The sequence below is a fragment of the Leifsonia sp. NPDC014704 genome, from assembly GCF_043083605.1.
Taxonomy (GTDB): Bacteria; Actinomycetota; Actinomycetes; order Actinomycetales; family Microbacteriaceae; genus Leifsonia.
Map to the genome: position 1 here is coordinate 1 of NZ_JBIBYW010000001.1, position 15,007 is coordinate 15,007.

Annotated in this window: 15 protein-coding genes and 1 tRNA gene; 6 read left to right on the forward strand and 10 right to left on the reverse strand. The window is 69.3% G+C overall.

What is annotated here, in order from left to right; translation table 11 throughout:
* Positions 1-53: 53 nt before the first annotated feature.
* A tRNA-Lys gene (locus ACF1AJ_RS00005) sits at positions 54-126 on the reverse strand.
* A gap of 56 nt (positions 127-182) precedes the next feature.
* On the opposite strand from ACF1AJ_RS00005, the gene ACF1AJ_RS00010 reads away from it, so the two are divergent.
* The 3 genes from ACF1AJ_RS00010 (at position 183) to ACF1AJ_RS00020 (ending at position 2,435) form a co-directional block, all read left to right on the forward strand.
* Entirely contained in the window at positions 183-812 is a 630-nt protein-coding gene (locus tag ACF1AJ_RS00010; protein WP_391505605.1) for a DNA-directed RNA polymerase subunit beta, read from the forward strand.
* Positions 813-1,083: 271 nt separating this feature from the next.
* The gene (gene sigK / locus ACF1AJ_RS00015; protein WP_391505606.1) at positions 1,084-1,644 is read left to right on the forward strand and encodes an ECF RNA polymerase sigma factor SigK; all 561 of its coding nucleotides are present in this window, start codon (positions 1,084-1,086) and stop codon (positions 1,642-1,644) included.
* A complete protein-coding gene (locus ACF1AJ_RS00020) occupies positions 1,641-2,435 on the forward strand; it encodes an anti-sigma factor domain-containing protein (RefSeq protein WP_391505607.1) in 795 nt (264 codons plus the stop codon). The genes sigK and ACF1AJ_RS00020 overlap by 4 nt, the downstream gene beginning before the upstream one ends.
* Positions 2,436-2,540: 105 nt before the next feature.
* On the opposite strand, the gene pstB is transcribed toward ACF1AJ_RS00020, so the two are convergent.
* The 9 genes from pstB to ACF1AJ_RS00065 all read right to left on the reverse strand — a co-directional run bounded on the left by pstB (position 2,541) and on the right by ACF1AJ_RS00065 (position 12,639).
* Positions 2,541-3,320 carry a phosphate ABC transporter ATP-binding protein PstB gene (pstB, locus tag ACF1AJ_RS00025; RefSeq protein ID WP_018191823.1) on the reverse strand — a complete coding sequence of 260 codons (780 nt, stop codon included), beginning with the start codon at positions 3,318-3,320 and terminating at the stop codon, positions 2,541-2,543.
* 35 nt (positions 3,321-3,355) lie between these two features.
* Positions 3,356-4,447, reverse strand: a complete 1,092-nt coding sequence (gene pstA, locus ACF1AJ_RS00030; protein WP_018191822.1) for a phosphate ABC transporter permease PstA — start codon at positions 4,445-4,447, stop codon at positions 3,356-3,358.
* Positions 4,447-5,394: a phosphate ABC transporter permease subunit PstC gene (gene pstC / locus ACF1AJ_RS00035; protein WP_391505608.1), complete on the reverse strand. Its 948-nt coding sequence runs from the start codon at positions 5,392-5,394 to the stop codon at positions 4,447-4,449. Before pstC ends, pstA begins: the two co-directional genes overlap by 1 nt.
* 99 nt (positions 5,395-5,493) lie before the next feature.
* A complete protein-coding gene (gene pstS, locus ACF1AJ_RS00040; RefSeq protein WP_391505609.1) occupies positions 5,494-6,588 on the reverse strand; it encodes a phosphate ABC transporter substrate-binding protein PstS in 1,095 nt (364 codons plus the stop codon).
* 153 nt (positions 6,589-6,741) lie between these two features.
* Entirely contained in the window at positions 6,742-7,608 is an 867-nt protein-coding gene (locus tag ACF1AJ_RS00045) for a L,D-transpeptidase (RefSeq protein WP_391505610.1), read from the reverse strand.
* Positions 7,609-7,741: 133 nt separating this feature from the next.
* Positions 7,742-8,530, reverse strand: a complete 789-nt coding sequence (locus tag ACF1AJ_RS00050; protein ID WP_391505611.1) for a hypothetical protein — start codon at positions 8,528-8,530, stop codon at positions 7,742-7,744.
* A 99-nt stretch (positions 8,531-8,629) separates the two neighbouring features.
* Complete coding sequence (locus tag ACF1AJ_RS00055; RefSeq protein WP_391505612.1) at positions 8,630-9,568, reverse strand: NUDIX domain-containing protein; 939 nt, start codon at positions 9,566-9,568, stop codon at positions 8,630-8,632.
* Entirely contained in the window at positions 9,565-11,775 is a 2,211-nt protein-coding gene (locus tag ACF1AJ_RS00060; protein WP_391505613.1) for an RNA degradosome polyphosphate kinase, read from the reverse strand. Before ACF1AJ_RS00060 ends, ACF1AJ_RS00055 begins: the two co-directional genes overlap by 4 nt.
* Positions 11,776-11,886: 111 nt before the next feature.
* A complete protein-coding gene (locus ACF1AJ_RS00065; protein WP_391505614.1) occupies positions 11,887-12,639 on the reverse strand; it encodes a DNA-binding response regulator in 753 nt (250 codons plus the stop codon).
* A 105-nt stretch (positions 12,640-12,744) separates the two neighbouring features.
* On the opposite strand from ACF1AJ_RS00065, the gene ACF1AJ_RS00070 reads away from it, so the two are divergent.
* From ACF1AJ_RS00070 to ACF1AJ_RS00080, 3 genes are all read left to right on the forward strand, one after another.
* Positions 12,745-13,098, forward strand: a complete 354-nt coding sequence (locus tag ACF1AJ_RS00070) for a hypothetical protein (RefSeq protein WP_391505615.1) — start codon at positions 12,745-12,747, stop codon at positions 13,096-13,098.
* 137 nt (positions 13,099-13,235) lie between these two features.
* Complete coding sequence (locus ACF1AJ_RS00075) at positions 13,236-13,832, forward strand: FABP family protein (RefSeq protein WP_391505616.1); 597 nt, start codon at positions 13,236-13,238, stop codon at positions 13,830-13,832.
* Positions 13,833-13,844: 12 nt separating this feature from the next.
* A complete protein-coding gene (locus ACF1AJ_RS00080; RefSeq protein WP_391505617.1) occupies positions 13,845-14,978 on the forward strand; it encodes a YgfZ/GcvT domain-containing protein in 1,134 nt (377 codons plus the stop codon).
* Positions 14,979-15,007: the final 29 nt, after the last annotated feature.

The following is a 15,007-nucleotide window of genomic DNA, read 5'->3' on the forward strand; positions in this document are numbered from 1 at the left end:
GCCCCGATTCGGGGTGGCCTCCATGGGGCGTCTCGGCCAACAGTTTCTAAGGGTGGGCCCGGTGGGGCTCGAACCCACGACCCGCGGATTAAAAGTCCGATGCTCTGCCAACTGAGCTACAGGCCCTCACCTCCAATCTATCGTGGATTCACCCGGTCCCGTGGCGGGGGCAGAATAGGGGGATGTCTGACCGCTTCCACAAGCCTGCGCTGTTCACGAGTGGGATGTTCGAGGCCTTCATGGGCGGGGAGGATCCCGCGCAGATCAGCAGGGTCGCGCACGAGACCGCCCGTGCCCTGCTGGCGCGGGTGCGCGAGAACCCGGACCCGGAGGTCGTGGACCGGCTGGTCGCGTTCACCGACCAGCACGGCATCGATGCGCTCGCCGAACTGTGGTCTCGGTCCAACGCCAAGAGCCTGCCGGGCGCGCTATGGCGCATCTACCTCATCCGGCTTCTCATCCGCCAGGACGCGGAGGGCACCGCATACCTGTTCCAGCGCGGCACCGAGGTGCTCGGGTCCATCGACGCGGTCGTGGCGGGCGCCCCGAATCCGGCGGGACCGGCGGAGATCACCGAGCTCGCCGACCGCATCCTCCGCGGCCTGTTCGAGGGCGACTTCGCTGTGGCGCTCGACCGGGCGGCGGCGTTCTGCCGGGTCGCGGCGGCAGGGGCCGCCTCCGTCGCCGACGACCGCGACGTGCTCGACCCGGAGCGGGCGAGCGAGCTGACGACGCGGGCTCTCCGCTTCACCCGCACGGCGGAGGAGCTGACGGCGTGCGCACGGCTGTGGCGGTCGGGTTCGCTGGACTGAGGGCACGAGCGCCGCGAATCGACGGCGGCCGGTCAACCCCCCACGGCGGCATCCGCGTTCTCCCGCTGCGAACGCCACGCCGATAGGCGCCGGGAACCGCTCCTGTACACTGGATGTCGCCGGGCCGCAGTAACCCCGGGCTCCAAAACTAGCCGCTTCGAGCGGCCTCGCGCCGAGAGGCGTTCTGCGGCCCGGCACTCTTCTGCCAGGAGAAGCCCGTTCGAGCATCGGCGGGACGACTCCCGGCAGGCCGGATGAGAGCGGAGACGACGTGGACGACGCCCCTGCGGTCGACCTCGACGCCCTCCTCGTCCGCACCGCCGCCGGCGACCAGGAGGCGTTCTCGCGCTTCTACGACCTGACGGCCGCGCGCGTCCTCGGACTCATCCGCCGCCTCCTCATCGACGGCGCGCAGTCGGAGGAGGTCGCCCAGGAAGTCTTCCTCGAGGCGTGGCAATCCGCTCCGCGGTTCGATCCGAATAAAGGTCGAGCGCAGACGTGGATCATGACCATGGCCCACCGGCGCGCTGTCGACCGGATCCGCGCGTCGCAGGCGTCGCGCGACCGGGACACGGTGGTGGGCATCCGCGACCTCCCGACCGCCTACGACCAGGTGGCCGAGACGGTGGAGGTCCGGGTCGAGCACGAAAGGGTGGAGGCGGCCATGGCGAAACTGAGCGAGCCGCAACGGCAGGCCGTCACCCTCGCCTACTACGGAGGACTCAGCCAGTCCGAGGTCGCAGCCGAACTCGGAATCCCGCTCGGCACAGCGAAGACTCGGCTGCGCGATGCGATGATACGGCTGCGAGAGGAACTGGGGGTGACGACATGACCCGCGAGGACGACCGAGACGCCGGGCGCCTCGGCTACCGCCTGGGGGCGGACGACGAGCAGGAGGCCCGTGCCTTCGAGGCGGTCGCCGCCGAACTGGCGCTCTCCGCTGAGCCCGTCCAGCCCCGCCCGGAACTCAAGGCGGCGCTGTTCGCGCAGCTGCAGAACACCCCGCAGCTGCCGGCTCAGGATGTCGCCCAGCCGACGGCGGAGCCCGTCGCGGCGGAGGCCGAAGCGCGCGATGCCACGCCGACCGTTGACGCAGCCTCGGCATCCCCGGAGGCTCCCGAGACGACCCCGGGCCGTGCCGAGCGCGCCGCACAGCGCCGCTGGTTCCAGCGCCCTGGACTTCTCCTCGGCGCCGCGGCCGCCGCGATCGTGCTGTTCGTCGGCGGAGCGTTCGTCGGCTCGACACTCTCCGGCGGCAACTCGTATCAGTCGCAGCAGGCGTCCGCCCTGGCCGAGATCAACGCGGCACCGGACGTGCAGCGGGCGACCGCGCAGGTCGAGGGCGGCGGAACGGCGACCCTGGTGTGGTCGGGCGAACTGGGGCGTTCCGCGCTCGTCGCCAACGACCTGCCTGCGCTTCCCGACGGCAAGACCTACGAGCTCTGGTACATGCGCGACGGCCAGGCGATCCCCGCCGGGACGATGAACCCGGCGAACTCGGGATCGACCTGGCGCGTGCTCACCGGCGACATGGCGGCGGGGGACACGGTCGGCGTCACGGTGGAGCCGAGCGGTGGCTCCGACAAGCCGACGAGCCCGCCCATCGTCGCCATCGCGTCCTGACCGGGCTCGACCGGCAGGACACGACGAGCGCACACGAAGAACGCCGCCGATCGCACTGATCGGCGGCGTTCTCGCGTTCGGTGCGACCGCAGGGTCGCGCGCGGATCAACCGAAGCGGCCGGAGACGTAGTCCTCGGTGGCCTGCACGGTCGGGTTGGAGAAGATCTGGTTGGTGTCGTTGTACTCGATGAGCTTGCCCGGCTTGCCGGTGCCCGCGATGTTGAAGAACGCCGTGCGGTCCGAGACGCGCGACGCCTGCTGCATGTTGTGGGTCACGATCACGATCGTGTAGTCGTTCTTCAGCTCCTCGATGAGGTCCTCGATCGCGAGCGTCGAGATCGGGTCGAGGGCCGAGCACGGCTCGTCCATCAGCAGGACGTCAGGGGAGACGGCGATCGCGCGGGCGATGCACAGACGCTGCTGCTGGCCGCCGGAGAGGCCGGAGCCGGGGAGGTTGAGGCGGTCCTTGACCTCGTTCCACAGGTTGGCGCCCTGCAGCGAACTCTCGACCAGGTCGTCGGCCTCGCTCTTCGACATCCGGCGGTTGTTGAGCTTCACGCCGGCGAGCACGTTGTCGCGGATGCTCATCGTCGGGAACGGGTTCGGACGCTGGAACACCATGCCCACCTGGCGGCGCACGAGGACGGGGTCGACGCCCGGGCCGTACAGGTTGTTGCCGTCGATGAGCACCTCACCCTCGACGTACGCGCCGGGGATGACCTCGTGCATGCGGTTGAGGGTGCGGAGGAACGTCGACTTGCCGCATCCCGACGGGCCGATGAAGGCCGTCACGGAGCGGGGCTCGATGGTGAGCGAGACGCCCTCGACGGCGCGGAACTTGCCGTAGTAGACGTTGAGGTCGTTGACTTCGATGCGCTTGGACACTTGATTCCTTGGCTGTCGGGTGTTGGGGTGCGGGTTCAGCGGCCGTACTTGGGAGCGAAGGCCTTGGCGATGATGCGGCCGGCCAGGTTGAGCAGCATCACGATGATGATCAGCGCGAGGGCGCCCGTCCAGGCGCGGTCGATCTGCGCCTGCGCGTGGAGCCCGGCGGCCTGCGTGTACTGGGTGTACACGAACACCGGGAGGGTCATCATCCGGTCGTTGAAGAGGTCGTAGTTCATGCTCGTCGTGAAGCCGGCGACGATGAGCAGCGGCGCGGTCTCGCCGATGACACGGGCGATGGCGAGCATGACGCCGGTGACGAGACCGGCGAGCGAGGTGGGCAGCACCACCTTGAGCACGGTCAGCCACTTCGGGACGCCGAGGGCGAGGGATGCCTCACGCAGCTCGTTGGGCACGATCCGCAGGATCTCCTCGCTGGACCGCACGACGACCGGGATCATCAGCACCGACAGGGCGACGGCTCCCATGAAGCCGTTGCGGATGCCGGGGCCGAAGAACAGGGCGAACAGGGCGTAGGCGAACAGGCCCGCGACGATCGAGGGGATGCCGGTCATCACGTCGACGAAGAAGGTGATTCCGCGCGAGAGCATGCCGCGCCCGTACTCCACCAGGTAGATGGAGGTCAGGAGGCCGATCGGCACGGAGATGACCGCGGCCATAAGGGTGATCTCGAGCGTTCCGACGATCGCGTGGAGCGCACCGCCGCCGTCGCCGATGACGTTGCGCATCGACTCCGAGAAGAAGGCGATGTCGAAGCGGGCGAGACCCTGCGAGACGACCGTCCAACCGAGCGAGATCAGCGGGAGGAGGGCGATGATGAACGCCGTCGCGACGAGCGAGGTGACCAGCCGGTCCACGGCCTTGCGGGAGCCCTCGACCAGCAGGGATGTGGTGTAGATGGCGACGTCGAAAAGCACGGTCCCGAAGAAGATCGCGCCGACGATGTTGAAGTCCTTCGTCGCGCCGCTCGCGGCGAGCATCGCGAAGATCGCGGCGAAGACGACCCACGAGACGACGAGCATCGTCCACGGCGCCCAGCGGGGCAGCTTGCCGGCGGTGTAGGAGTTGGCGAGGGGGCGCGGGGCGGTAGCGGTGGTGGTGGCCATCAGTTCGCTCCAGAGAAGGCCTTGCGGCGGCTGACGATGTAGCGGGCGAGCATGTTGATGAGCAGGGTCACCACGAACAGCACGAGACCGGAGGCGATGAGCGCGTTCACGCCGAGGCCGGTCGCCTCGGGGAACTGCAGTGCGATGTTCGCCGCGATCGTGTTCGGGCTCTGCGCCTGCAGCACCGCAAACTTCACGATCAGGGCAGGCGAGAGCACCATCGCGATGGCCAGCGTCTCGCCCAGGGCGCGGCCGAGGCCGAGCATGATGGCGGAGATGATGCCGCTGCGGGCGAAGGGGAGGACGGCCATCTTGACCATCTCCCAGCGCGTCGCGCCGAGGGCGAGGGCGGCCTCCTCGTGGAGGCGCGGGGTCTGCAGGAAGATCTCGCGGCAAATGGCGGTCATGATCGGGATGACCATGACGGCGAGCACCAGGCCGGCGGTGAGGATGGTGCGGCCGGTGCCGGAGACCGGCGGCGCGAAGAAGGGGATCCAGCCGAGGTTGTCGCCGAGCCAGACGTAGAAGGGCTGGACGAACGAGGACAGCGTCGCGATTCCCCAAAGGCCGAAGACGACGGAGGGGACGGCGGCGAGAAGGTCGATGACATAGCCGAGCACCGACGCGACGCGGCGCGGTGCGTAGTGCGAGATGAACAGCGCGATGCCGATGGACAGCGGGGTTGCGATCAGCAGCGCGATCAGCGCCGCCCAGATGGTGCCGAAGACGAGCGGCCAGACCCACGACCAGAAGTTCGTCGCGTTGTTGGGCAGCTCGCCTGCCTGAGCGAACAGAGCCGGGATGCTCTGCACGACCAGGAAGATCGCAACGGCGGCGAGGGTGGCGAGGATCAGCGATCCAGCCACGATGGTGCTGGTCGAGAAGACCCGGTCGCCGAGGCGGACCTTCGCCTTCGGCCTGATGGCTCCTACGGTTCCGGCGGTCATTCGTTGCTTTCTCTCATCGGGTGCGCCGTGGGGGACGGCTGAGGACGGGAGCACCGCTCGGCCCGGGCTGCGGGGCAGCCCAGGCCGAGCGGCGTGGTGTTACTTGATGCTGGCGACGGCCTTGGAGACCTTGTCGGCCAGGTCGCTCGCGAGCGGGGCCGAGCCGGCCTGCTCCGCAGCGGCCTTCTGGGCGTCGCTCGAGATGATGTAGTCCACGTAGCCCTTCACCAGGTCCGCCTTGGCGGCGTCCTTGTACTCCTGGCACGCGATGATGTAGGAGACCAGGACGAGCGGCCAGGCGCCCTTCTTGGTGTCCTTGCGGTCGATCTGGATGGCCAGGTCGTTGGCCTCGCGGCCGTCGGCGATGGGGGAGGCGGCGACCACGGCGGCAGCACCGTCGGCGCTGATCTTCTCGTAGTTGTCGCCGACCTTCAGCTGGGCGATGCTGAGGCCCGCCGAGCCCGACTCGTCGATGTACGTGATCGAGTTCTTCGCGTTCTTGGTGGCGTCCGCGACACCCGAGGTGCCCTTGGCGGCGTCACCGACCTGGAACGGGAAGGTCTGGGAGGCCGGGGCCGTCCAGACGTCGGGGGCGTTCGCGGCGAGGTACTCGGTGAAGTTCTGGGTGGTGCCCGAGTCGTCGGAGCGGTGAACGACCGTGATCGGGGCCGACGGGAGCGAGGCGCCCGAGTTCTGGCCCTTGATCTTGGCGTCGTCCCACGTGGTGATCTTGCCCGAGAAGATGCCGGCGATGGTCGCGGCGTCGAGCTTGAGGTCCTTGACACCGTCGACGTTGTACGCGATGGCGATCGGGGAGATGTAGACGGGGAGGTCGATGCCCTTGCTGTCCGCGGCGCAGCCGGCGAACGTGGAGGCGAGCTCCTCGGTCTTCAGCGCGGCGTCGGAGCCGGCGAAGTCGGCAGCACCCGAGATGAAGCTCTTGCGGCCGGCGCCGGAGCCCTGCGGGTCGTAGTTGATGGTGGCCTTCGGGTTGGCCTCCTGGAAGCCGGCGGCCCACACCGTCTGCGCCGCGCCCTGGGCGGACGAGCCGATGCCGTTCAGCGTGCCGGACAGGTTCGAGGCCTTGGCCGTCGTGGTCGACGGCGTGCTGCCCTCGTTCGCCGCGCAGGCGGTGAGAGAGATGGCGGCTGCGGCGAGGAGTGCCACGGGAGCGCCGATGCGCTTGAGATTCACAGTTGTCCCTTCGGGGATCAGTAACAACAGGACGGGGTCGGTGCGACCCGCGTGAGACGCTATTCCCGGTGTCTGTCCAGAGTCCCCCGCAGTGGTAAACGGGAGGTTAACGCCGGGCGTCCTCTTGTCCTCGTGCTCCTGTGAATCCGCGGATCAGCCGGTGATCTGCACCGGCGTCCCGAGGGGGAGAGCGTCGACGGCGGCGATGGCCTCGGCGGACAGTCGCACGCAGCCGTGCGAGACGGCGCCGGCCGCCGTCGACTGGTAGTGGATGCCGATCAGTCCGCCGTCGGACCCGTCGTAGGGCTCGTCAGCCGCAGTGGCGTGCAGTGAGGTGAGCTGGATGCGGTGCTCCTCCTGGCCCTGAGCCGGGTCGAGATAGCGGGCCTGCAGGTAACCGGTGCCGGTCGGAGTGGGCGTCGAGTCGGTTCCGACGCCGACGGGGAATTCCTGCAGGGACCGCCCCGATCCATCCACGACGCTGAGTGTCTGCTTCGACGTCGAGATCACGACGCGCTTGGCGAGGGTGGCCGAGACGCGCAGGAGGCGCGTCGGTACCCAGGCGGCGCTCTGCGCGGGCGCGGGGTCGTCCGCAGTCGCTTTCGACGGGAGCTGCTTCCGGGCCGGGGTGAGGATGAGGGACCAGTCGCCGCGCGTGTTCACACGGACCACCACCGTCGGCTCGCCGAGGAAGTTGTTGGCCGGGATGAGCGCGACCGGCGTCCGGAAATCGGCGCCGTACGCGGCGATGTCGAAGGCCAGCCGGAACGCGTTGCGGATCTCGGCCTTCTCCGACGCGGCGATGAGGCCGGGGATGACCGCGTCGAAGGAGGCGGTGGGCAGCGCGTGCAGCTCCGACGGGGAGAGGCCGGGAGGCAGTGCGGGGCCGGGATCGGCGGACGCGGTGGGTTGCGGCGAGGCGCTGCGCGCGGGCTTGGCGTCGTCCGGGGCGCAGGCGGAGAGGGTTGCGAGCAGGGTGGCGGTGCAGAGCAGGGCGGGGAGGATGCGGCGGTTCGTCATGGTGTCTCTGTTGTGGGGTCGGGATCGAGTCGGAGCGGACGGAGATGCGCGGGATGGGTGGGGAGGGTGCCGAGAACCGCAGTGGCGGCGCGGACCGATCGGATCCGCGCCGCCACGAGTGGTCAGGGCTGGATCAGCCGCTGACGACGGGCAGGCGCGACGGGCCGGAGGCCGCCGCGGCCGCAGCGCCACCGAGCGACGGCACGGCGGAGCCGCCGGCGCTGACGTCCACGCCGGTGACCTGGATGGTCACGCTCTGGCTGACGCCGGACTGCTGCCCGGCGACGGTCACGGTGAGCGGGCCGGCCGTAGCCACGCCGCTCACAAGGTAGAAGCTGAAGCCGACGGAGCCGTCCGCCTCGACCGTGTACGGGCCGAGGTCGAGGGCCTCACCGGCGTAGTCGACCGTCACATTCACCTGCTCACCGGGGGTGTACCCCGAGGCGAGGATGGAGACGCCGCTGTTCTTGTCGGCCAGCTGGTCGGTCGTGATGGTGGAGACGTTGGAGATGATCGCCTTCGGCAGCGCTGCGGCGTTCACCGTGAGCGGCACCGTGTTGGAGGTGTCGCCGAGGTTGCTCGTCGCCGTCACCGCGTAGCTCTCGCCCGCGGCCGGAAGCGTGAGCACGACGGCCGGCGTGTAGGTCTCCTGGAAGCTACCGGTGGCGTCGGCGGTCAGGTCGTGCTGGTCGATCGCGGTGTGATCGGCCGTTTCCACGGTGATCGTCACGACCGCGTCAGCGGAGAAGCCGGAGCCGGCGACGTTGAGGCCGGTGCCCCAGTCACCCGCGGTGAACGTGGTGTTGGCGAGCGTCAGGGTGCCGGTCGCGGCATGGGCCGGAGCGGCGGCGAAGAATCCGCCGGCGACCACGGCAGCTGCTGCCGTGAGCGCGCCGAAGCGGATGCGCGTTGAGCTGGTCATTCATTTCCTCTGATGGAACGGAGACGTGCCGAATGGCACTCCCCGACACTAACAGGGTGATATCTCAGCTGCAACTATGGAAGATGGATGTGAGGTGTACTAACCCTCCACCGGCGCGTAGGTCTCGATCGAGACGATTCCGGACGCCGGATTCGTCGCCGACAGGTGCACGACCGAGAAGCCGCCGGTATCGAGATCGGCGGCGTCGTCGAGATAGGCGCCCGGCATCGTCCCGGTCGCCAGGGCGATCTCGCGCATGATCTCCGGAAGCACGGGGCCGTGACTGCACAGCACGGCGGTCTTGCGGGAACGCACGCGTTTGCCGACGACGCCCCGCACATCGCCGCGGCCCTCCTCGTAGGCGTCCTGGCTGATGCCGTGGTCGCGGTGGGGCTTGATGCCGGTCGCGGCCGCGAGCGGGGCGACCGTGGTGACGCAGCGCACGGCGTCGCTGGTGACGATCCGCTTCGGACGCCAGGTCTGCAGGGTCGCCACGTCGGCTGCGGCCTGTTTGACACCGCGTTCCGTGAGCGGCCGCGAGGCGTCGGAGCCGTCCCAGCGTTCCCGGGGCGCCGCCTTGCCGTGACGCAGCGCGATGAGGGCGAACGTGGAGGTGATGCCCTGGTGGACGAGCGCGTCGAACGCGTCGAGGATCTCCACGTCGCGCTCGTAGGTGAGGTAGCCGCGCGCCTTCTTGATCGTGACCCACTCGATGGCGGCGATCTCGCTGTTCGGCACGAAGGTCGAGCGCAGGATGGCCTTCTCGGACACCTCCGCCGCCCAGTAGTGCACGATCTTCTCGCGGCCGCTGCTGAGGGGATAGGTCGAGACGCCGAGCGGGACGCCCAGGCCGATCTTCAGCCCGGTCTCCTCCTCGATCTCGCGCACGGCCGTCTGGGGCAGCGTCTCGCCGGGGTCGACTTTGCCCTTGGGGATCGTCACGTCGCCGTACTTGGTGCGGTGCACGACGAGCACCACGATCCGATCGTCCACGACGCGCCAGCACAGGGCGCCCGCGGCGTAGATGGCCGGGCTCACCGCCTCGTTCCCGTACGGGTGCTGCGCGGGCGATGGCTGTACTGCTGGATGAGCTTGTTCTGCAGATCGACCAGCGGCTTGCCGTTCTCATCGAGGTGGTGCCGCGTCCACACGCCGTCCTGGTCGAGCTTCCAGGTGGCGGTGCGCTCGTCGAAGGCGAGGTCGAAGAGGTCGCCCAGCTCGCGCAGGTGCTCGGGGTCGGTGAGGCGCACGAGCGCCTCGACCCGGCGGTCGAGATTGCGGTGCATCATGTCGGCGCTGCCGATGAACACCTGAGGATCGCCGCCGTTGACGAACGAGAAGACGCGGGAGTGCTCGAGGTACCGGCCGAGGACGGAGCGCACGCGGATGTTCTCCGACAGTCCCTCGCGGCCCGGCACGACCCCGCAGATGCCGCGGACCCAGAGATCGACCGGGACCCCGGCCTGGCTGGCGCGGTAGAGCGCGTCGATGATGGCCTCGTCGACGATCGAGTTCAGCTTGATCCGGATGCCGGAAGGCCGACCGGCCTCAGCGTTGACGCGCTCCGTCTCGATGCGCTTCAGCAGGCCCTTCCGCAGGTGCAGCGGGGCGACGAGCAGCCGCTTGAACTTCTTCTCGATCGCGTAGCCCGAGAGCTCGTTGAAAAGGCGCGTCAGGTCTTTGCCGACCTGGTCATCGTCGGTGAAGAGCCCCAGGTCTTCGTAGATGCGGGACGTCTTCGGGTTGTAGTTGCCCGTTCCGATGTGGCTGTAGCTCTTGAGCACGCCCTTCTCTTCGCGGATGACGAGGGCGAGCTTGCAGTGCGTCTTGAGGCCGACCAGGCCGTAGACGACGTGGACGCCGGCCTTCTCGAGCTTCCGCGCCCAGGAGATGTTGTTCTGCTCGTCGAAGCGGGCCTTGATCTCGACCAGGGCGAGCACCTGTTTGCCGGCCTCGGCCGCGTCGATGAGCGCCTCGACGATCGGGCTGTCGCCGGAGGTGCGGTAGAGCGTCTGCTTGATCGCGAGGACATGCGGGTCGGCGGCCGCCTGCTCCAGGAAGGCCTGGACGCTGGTCGCGAACGACTCGTACGGGTGGTGGACCAGGACATCCTGCCGGGCGATCGCCGCGAAGATGTCGGGCTTGGCGTTCGGCTCGCTCGGCATCAGCTGCGCAGGAGTCGTCGGCACGTGGTTCGGGTAGTGGAGGTCGGGGCGGTCGATCTTGGCGAGGTCGAAGAGGCCGCCGAGGTCGAGCGGGGCCGGGAGGCGGTACACCTCTTGCTCGGTCACATCGAGCTCGCGCACCAGCAGGCCGAGGGTGACCGGGTCGACATCGTCGGTCACCTCCAAGCGGATCGGCGGACCGAAGCGTCGACGCAGCAGCTCGCGCTCGAGCGCCTGGATGAGGTTCTCCGTCTCGTCTTCATCGATCTCGACGTCTTCGTTGCGGGTGACGCGGAAGACGTGGTGGTCGAGGATCTCCATGCCGGGGAAGAGGTCGCCGAGATGATTGGCGATGAGCTCCTCGAGCGTGATGAAGCGCACCTGGCCGACGGTCTCGCGCTGGTCGATGCGGACGAACCGCGGCAGCATCTGCGGCACCTTGAGGCGGGCGAACTGCTCCTTGCCCGTTCGCGAGTTGCGGACGCGCACGGCGAGGTTGAGCGAGAGCCCCGAGATGTAGGGGAACGGGTGCGCCGGGTCGACGGCGAGCGGCATCAGCACCGGGAAGATCTGCTGCGAGAAGATCTCGCGCAGCTGCACCTTGTCGGCGTCGTCGAGCTGGTCGTAGGTCACGACGGTGATGCCCGCATCGCGCAGGGCGGGGAGGACCAGGTCGTGGTACGCCCGCGCGTGGCGCAGCTGCAGCTCGTGCGCCTTCTCGGAGATGTCGGCGAGTACGTCCTGCGGGGCGCGGCCGACGTTCGTCGGCACCGCGAGACCGGTCGCGATGCGTCGCTTCAGGCCCGCGACGCGCACCATGAAGAACTCGTCGAGGTTGCTCGCGAAGATGGCGAGGAAGTTCGCGCGTTCGAGCACCGGCAGCAGCGGATCCTCCGCCAGCTCCAGCACGCGCTGGTTGAAGGCGAGCCAGCTCAGCTCGCGGTCGAGGTAGCGGTCGTCCGGCAGCGTCGGGTCCGGCTCGTAGATGAAGGGAGCGAAGTCGTCGTCGAAGTCGCTGCCCAGGCTGCCGCCCAGCCCCGTGTCGAGAAGGCCGTTCTCCAGAGTCGTGCGCTCGTCCATCCCCCCATCATGGCACCGCGGGCAAGCCGTGGTGACGGGCCTGCGTAAACGGTGGATAAACGCTGTCTGTGGAGGAATCCGCCCAGGAACCTCGCGCGCGGATCGCCGGGGTCAGGGGCGGACGGACGTGGGGAGGCGGTCATTCTCCTCTTCGTACACGTTGAACCGGTATCCGACGTTGCGCACGGTGCCGATCAGCGACTCCAGGTCGCCGAGCTTGGCCCGCAGGCGCCGAACGTGGACGTCGACGGTTCGCGTGCCTCCGAAGTAGTCGTATCCCCACACCTCGCTCAGCAGCTGCTCGCGGGTGAAGACACGCGAAGGATGCGTCGCGAAGAAGCGGAGCAGCTCGAACTCCTTGAAAGTGAGATCGAGCTGGCGGCCGTGGGCCTTCGCCGAGTAGCTCGCCTCGTCGATCGTGATGCCGGAGGCCTGGATCTTCGACTGCGAGTGCTCTTGCGTCTGGCGGCCGATGGCGAGACGGATGCGCGCATCCAGCTCGGCGGGGCCCGCGGAGTCGAGCACGACGTCGCTGACGCCCCAGTCGGCGCTGACGGCGGTGAGGCCGCCCTCGGTCAGCACCAGGACGAGCGGGACCGTGACCCCGGTCGTCGTGAGGATCTTGCAGAGCGACTTCGCACTCGCCAGGTCGCGCCGCGCATCCACGAAGATGAGGTCGCAGCTCGGGGCGTTGACCAGAGAGGCCGGCTCGGCCGGGATCTGACGCACCCGGTGGCTCAGCAGCGCGAGGGACGGCAGCACCTCCGCGCCCGGACCGGCGGCGTCGGAGACCGAGGAGGGTGCCCCGGGGGTGCGGGGCGCGGTCTGGTTCGGCGCAGAGGTCAGGATCAGAAGCTGCGCCACACATTCCTCCTCACCCGCCGGGAAACCGTGCCGCAATGCTACCGGAAACAGCCGCCCGCCCTGTCCGGCAGCCGCCGCCGGCTCGCGCCGGGGCACAATGGGAGGGTGAGCGACGACACCCCGGACACCCCTCCGATGCATGCGATGGGCCCGGCCGCCGCGGCCGGCCCGGTGCAGCCGCCGCTGCCGCGGTGGGCCACGCTCACCAGCGTCGGCGCGGTATGGGCGGTCTCGTTGCTGCTCGGCATCCTCATCGGCACGGTGGCGCGGCCGGCCGAGTACGCCTCCTGGCTGTCCCTCGCGCTGGGCGTCTCGGTGCTCCTCGGATTCGTCGCTCAGCTGGCGACCCAGCAGAAGGACGGCTTCATCGACCGGCTCGCGGTGACCTTCGTCGGCAGCTTCATCATCCTGGGACTGTTCGGGGGCATTCTTGCCCTGGTGTCGGCGGCTGCTGGGTAGACTGGCAGCATGCTGGTCGCTCTCGAACTCTTCTTCATCGGCCTTCTGGGCCTGGCCACTCTCGCCATCCTCGGCGTCTCGGGCCTGGTGGTCTACAACCTCTTCCGCGGTCAGCGCTGAGCACTGAGGCCGTAGCCATGATCGAGATCCCCACCGATCTCCCCGCCGAGCTCGTCCCTCTCTCCTGGCTGATCGGCGTCTGGGAGGGCACAGGTGTGCTCGACTACACCGTCGACGAGGAGCACACCCAGCTGGAGTTCGGCCAGCGTGTCAGCTTCAGCCACGATGGGCTCGGTTACCTCAACTACTCGGCGACTTCGTGGGTGCTCGACGAGCAGAACACGCCGCTCGCCGCCGAGACCGGCTACTGGCGTCTGCGCCGCAAGCTGGTCGAGGGCGACGCGGGTCCGGCGATGCTTCCCGGCGTCGGCGCCCGACCGTTCAACACGGCGCAGTCCGTCGAGACGCTGCGCAACTCTCACGGCGCCTTCGACATCGACGTCGCGATCATCCATCCGGACGGCGTGAGCGAGATCTACGTCGGCCAGGTGGCCGGTCCGCGCATCGACCTGGCGACCGACGCGGTGCTGCGGACGGCCGGGGCGAAGGAGTACACCGCGGCGACCCGCCTCTACGGTCTGGTGGACAATCACCTGCTGTGGGCGTGGGACATCGCCGCCCTGGGTCAGGAGCTGCGCACGCACGCCTCCGCGCGGCTCGCCAAGGTCGACTGAGAGGCGCCGCCGATGACCGACCAGCCGGAGCCCGATCAGCGCTCACCGTTCCTCGATCTGCCGGGCGCCGTCGACACCGACGGCACGGGCGTTCCCACGCACTACGGCAGCCCTCTCGCCGAGCAGCGCGCCCTGGCGGAGCGCGGCGCGATCGTCGACCTGTCCGACCGGGCCGTTCTGACCATCCAGGGTCCCGACCGCCTCAGCTGGCTGAACTCGCTCACGAGCCAGGCGCTCACCGGGCTGCGGCCGGGAGAGTCGTCGGAGACCTTACTGCTGGATGTGACGGGCCGCGTCGAGCACGCCGTCCGGCTGGTGGACGACGGCGAGACCCTGTGGCTGCTGGTGGACCGACCGGAGGCCGAGGGCCTGCTCGCCTGGCTCGACTCCATGCGGTTCATGCTGCGCGTCGAGCTCGCCGACCGCACGGCCGACCTCGCCACGATCGGCACGCTCGGCGACCCGCCGCTGCCGCTGGCGGCGCCCAACGCCGTCCCCTTAGTCTGGAACGATCCCTGGCGCGCCGTGACGCCGGGCGGTCACCAGTACGCGCACGGCGAGCATCCCGGAGCGGGATGGTCGTGGAGCGAGCGCCTCGTCCCGCGCGACGCCCTGCCCTCGATCGTCGCCCGTGTTCGTTCGGGCGAGCTGTCGGTCGCCGGAACGCTGGCCACCGACGCCCTCCGCATTGCGGCCTGGCGACCGCGCTTCTCGACGGAGGTCGACGAGCGGACCATCCCGCACGAGCTCGACTGGCTGCGCACGGCGGTGCATCTCAGCAAGGGCTGCTATCGCGGCCAGGAGACCGTGGCCAAGGTGCACAACCTCGGCCACCCGCCGCGGCGCCTGGTCATGCTGCACCTGGACGGCTCGGAGGGTGTGCTCCCCGCATCCGGAGCCGTCGTCTCCGCCGCCGACCGCGAGGTGGGTGCCGTGACCTCGTCCGCGGTGCACTACGAGCTGGGGCCGATCGCGCTCGCCGTGGTGAAGCGGTCGACCGACCCGGACGCCACGCTGACCGTCGAGGCGGACGGCGTACAGGTCGCCGCCGGGCAGGAGATCGTGGTGCCGCCGGAGGCCGGCTCGGCCGCGCAGGTTCCGCGGATCCCACGTCTGGGCGCCGTCACCCGCACTCCGCGTTCCTGATCGCTGTCAGTGACGCCCGCTGGGCCGCT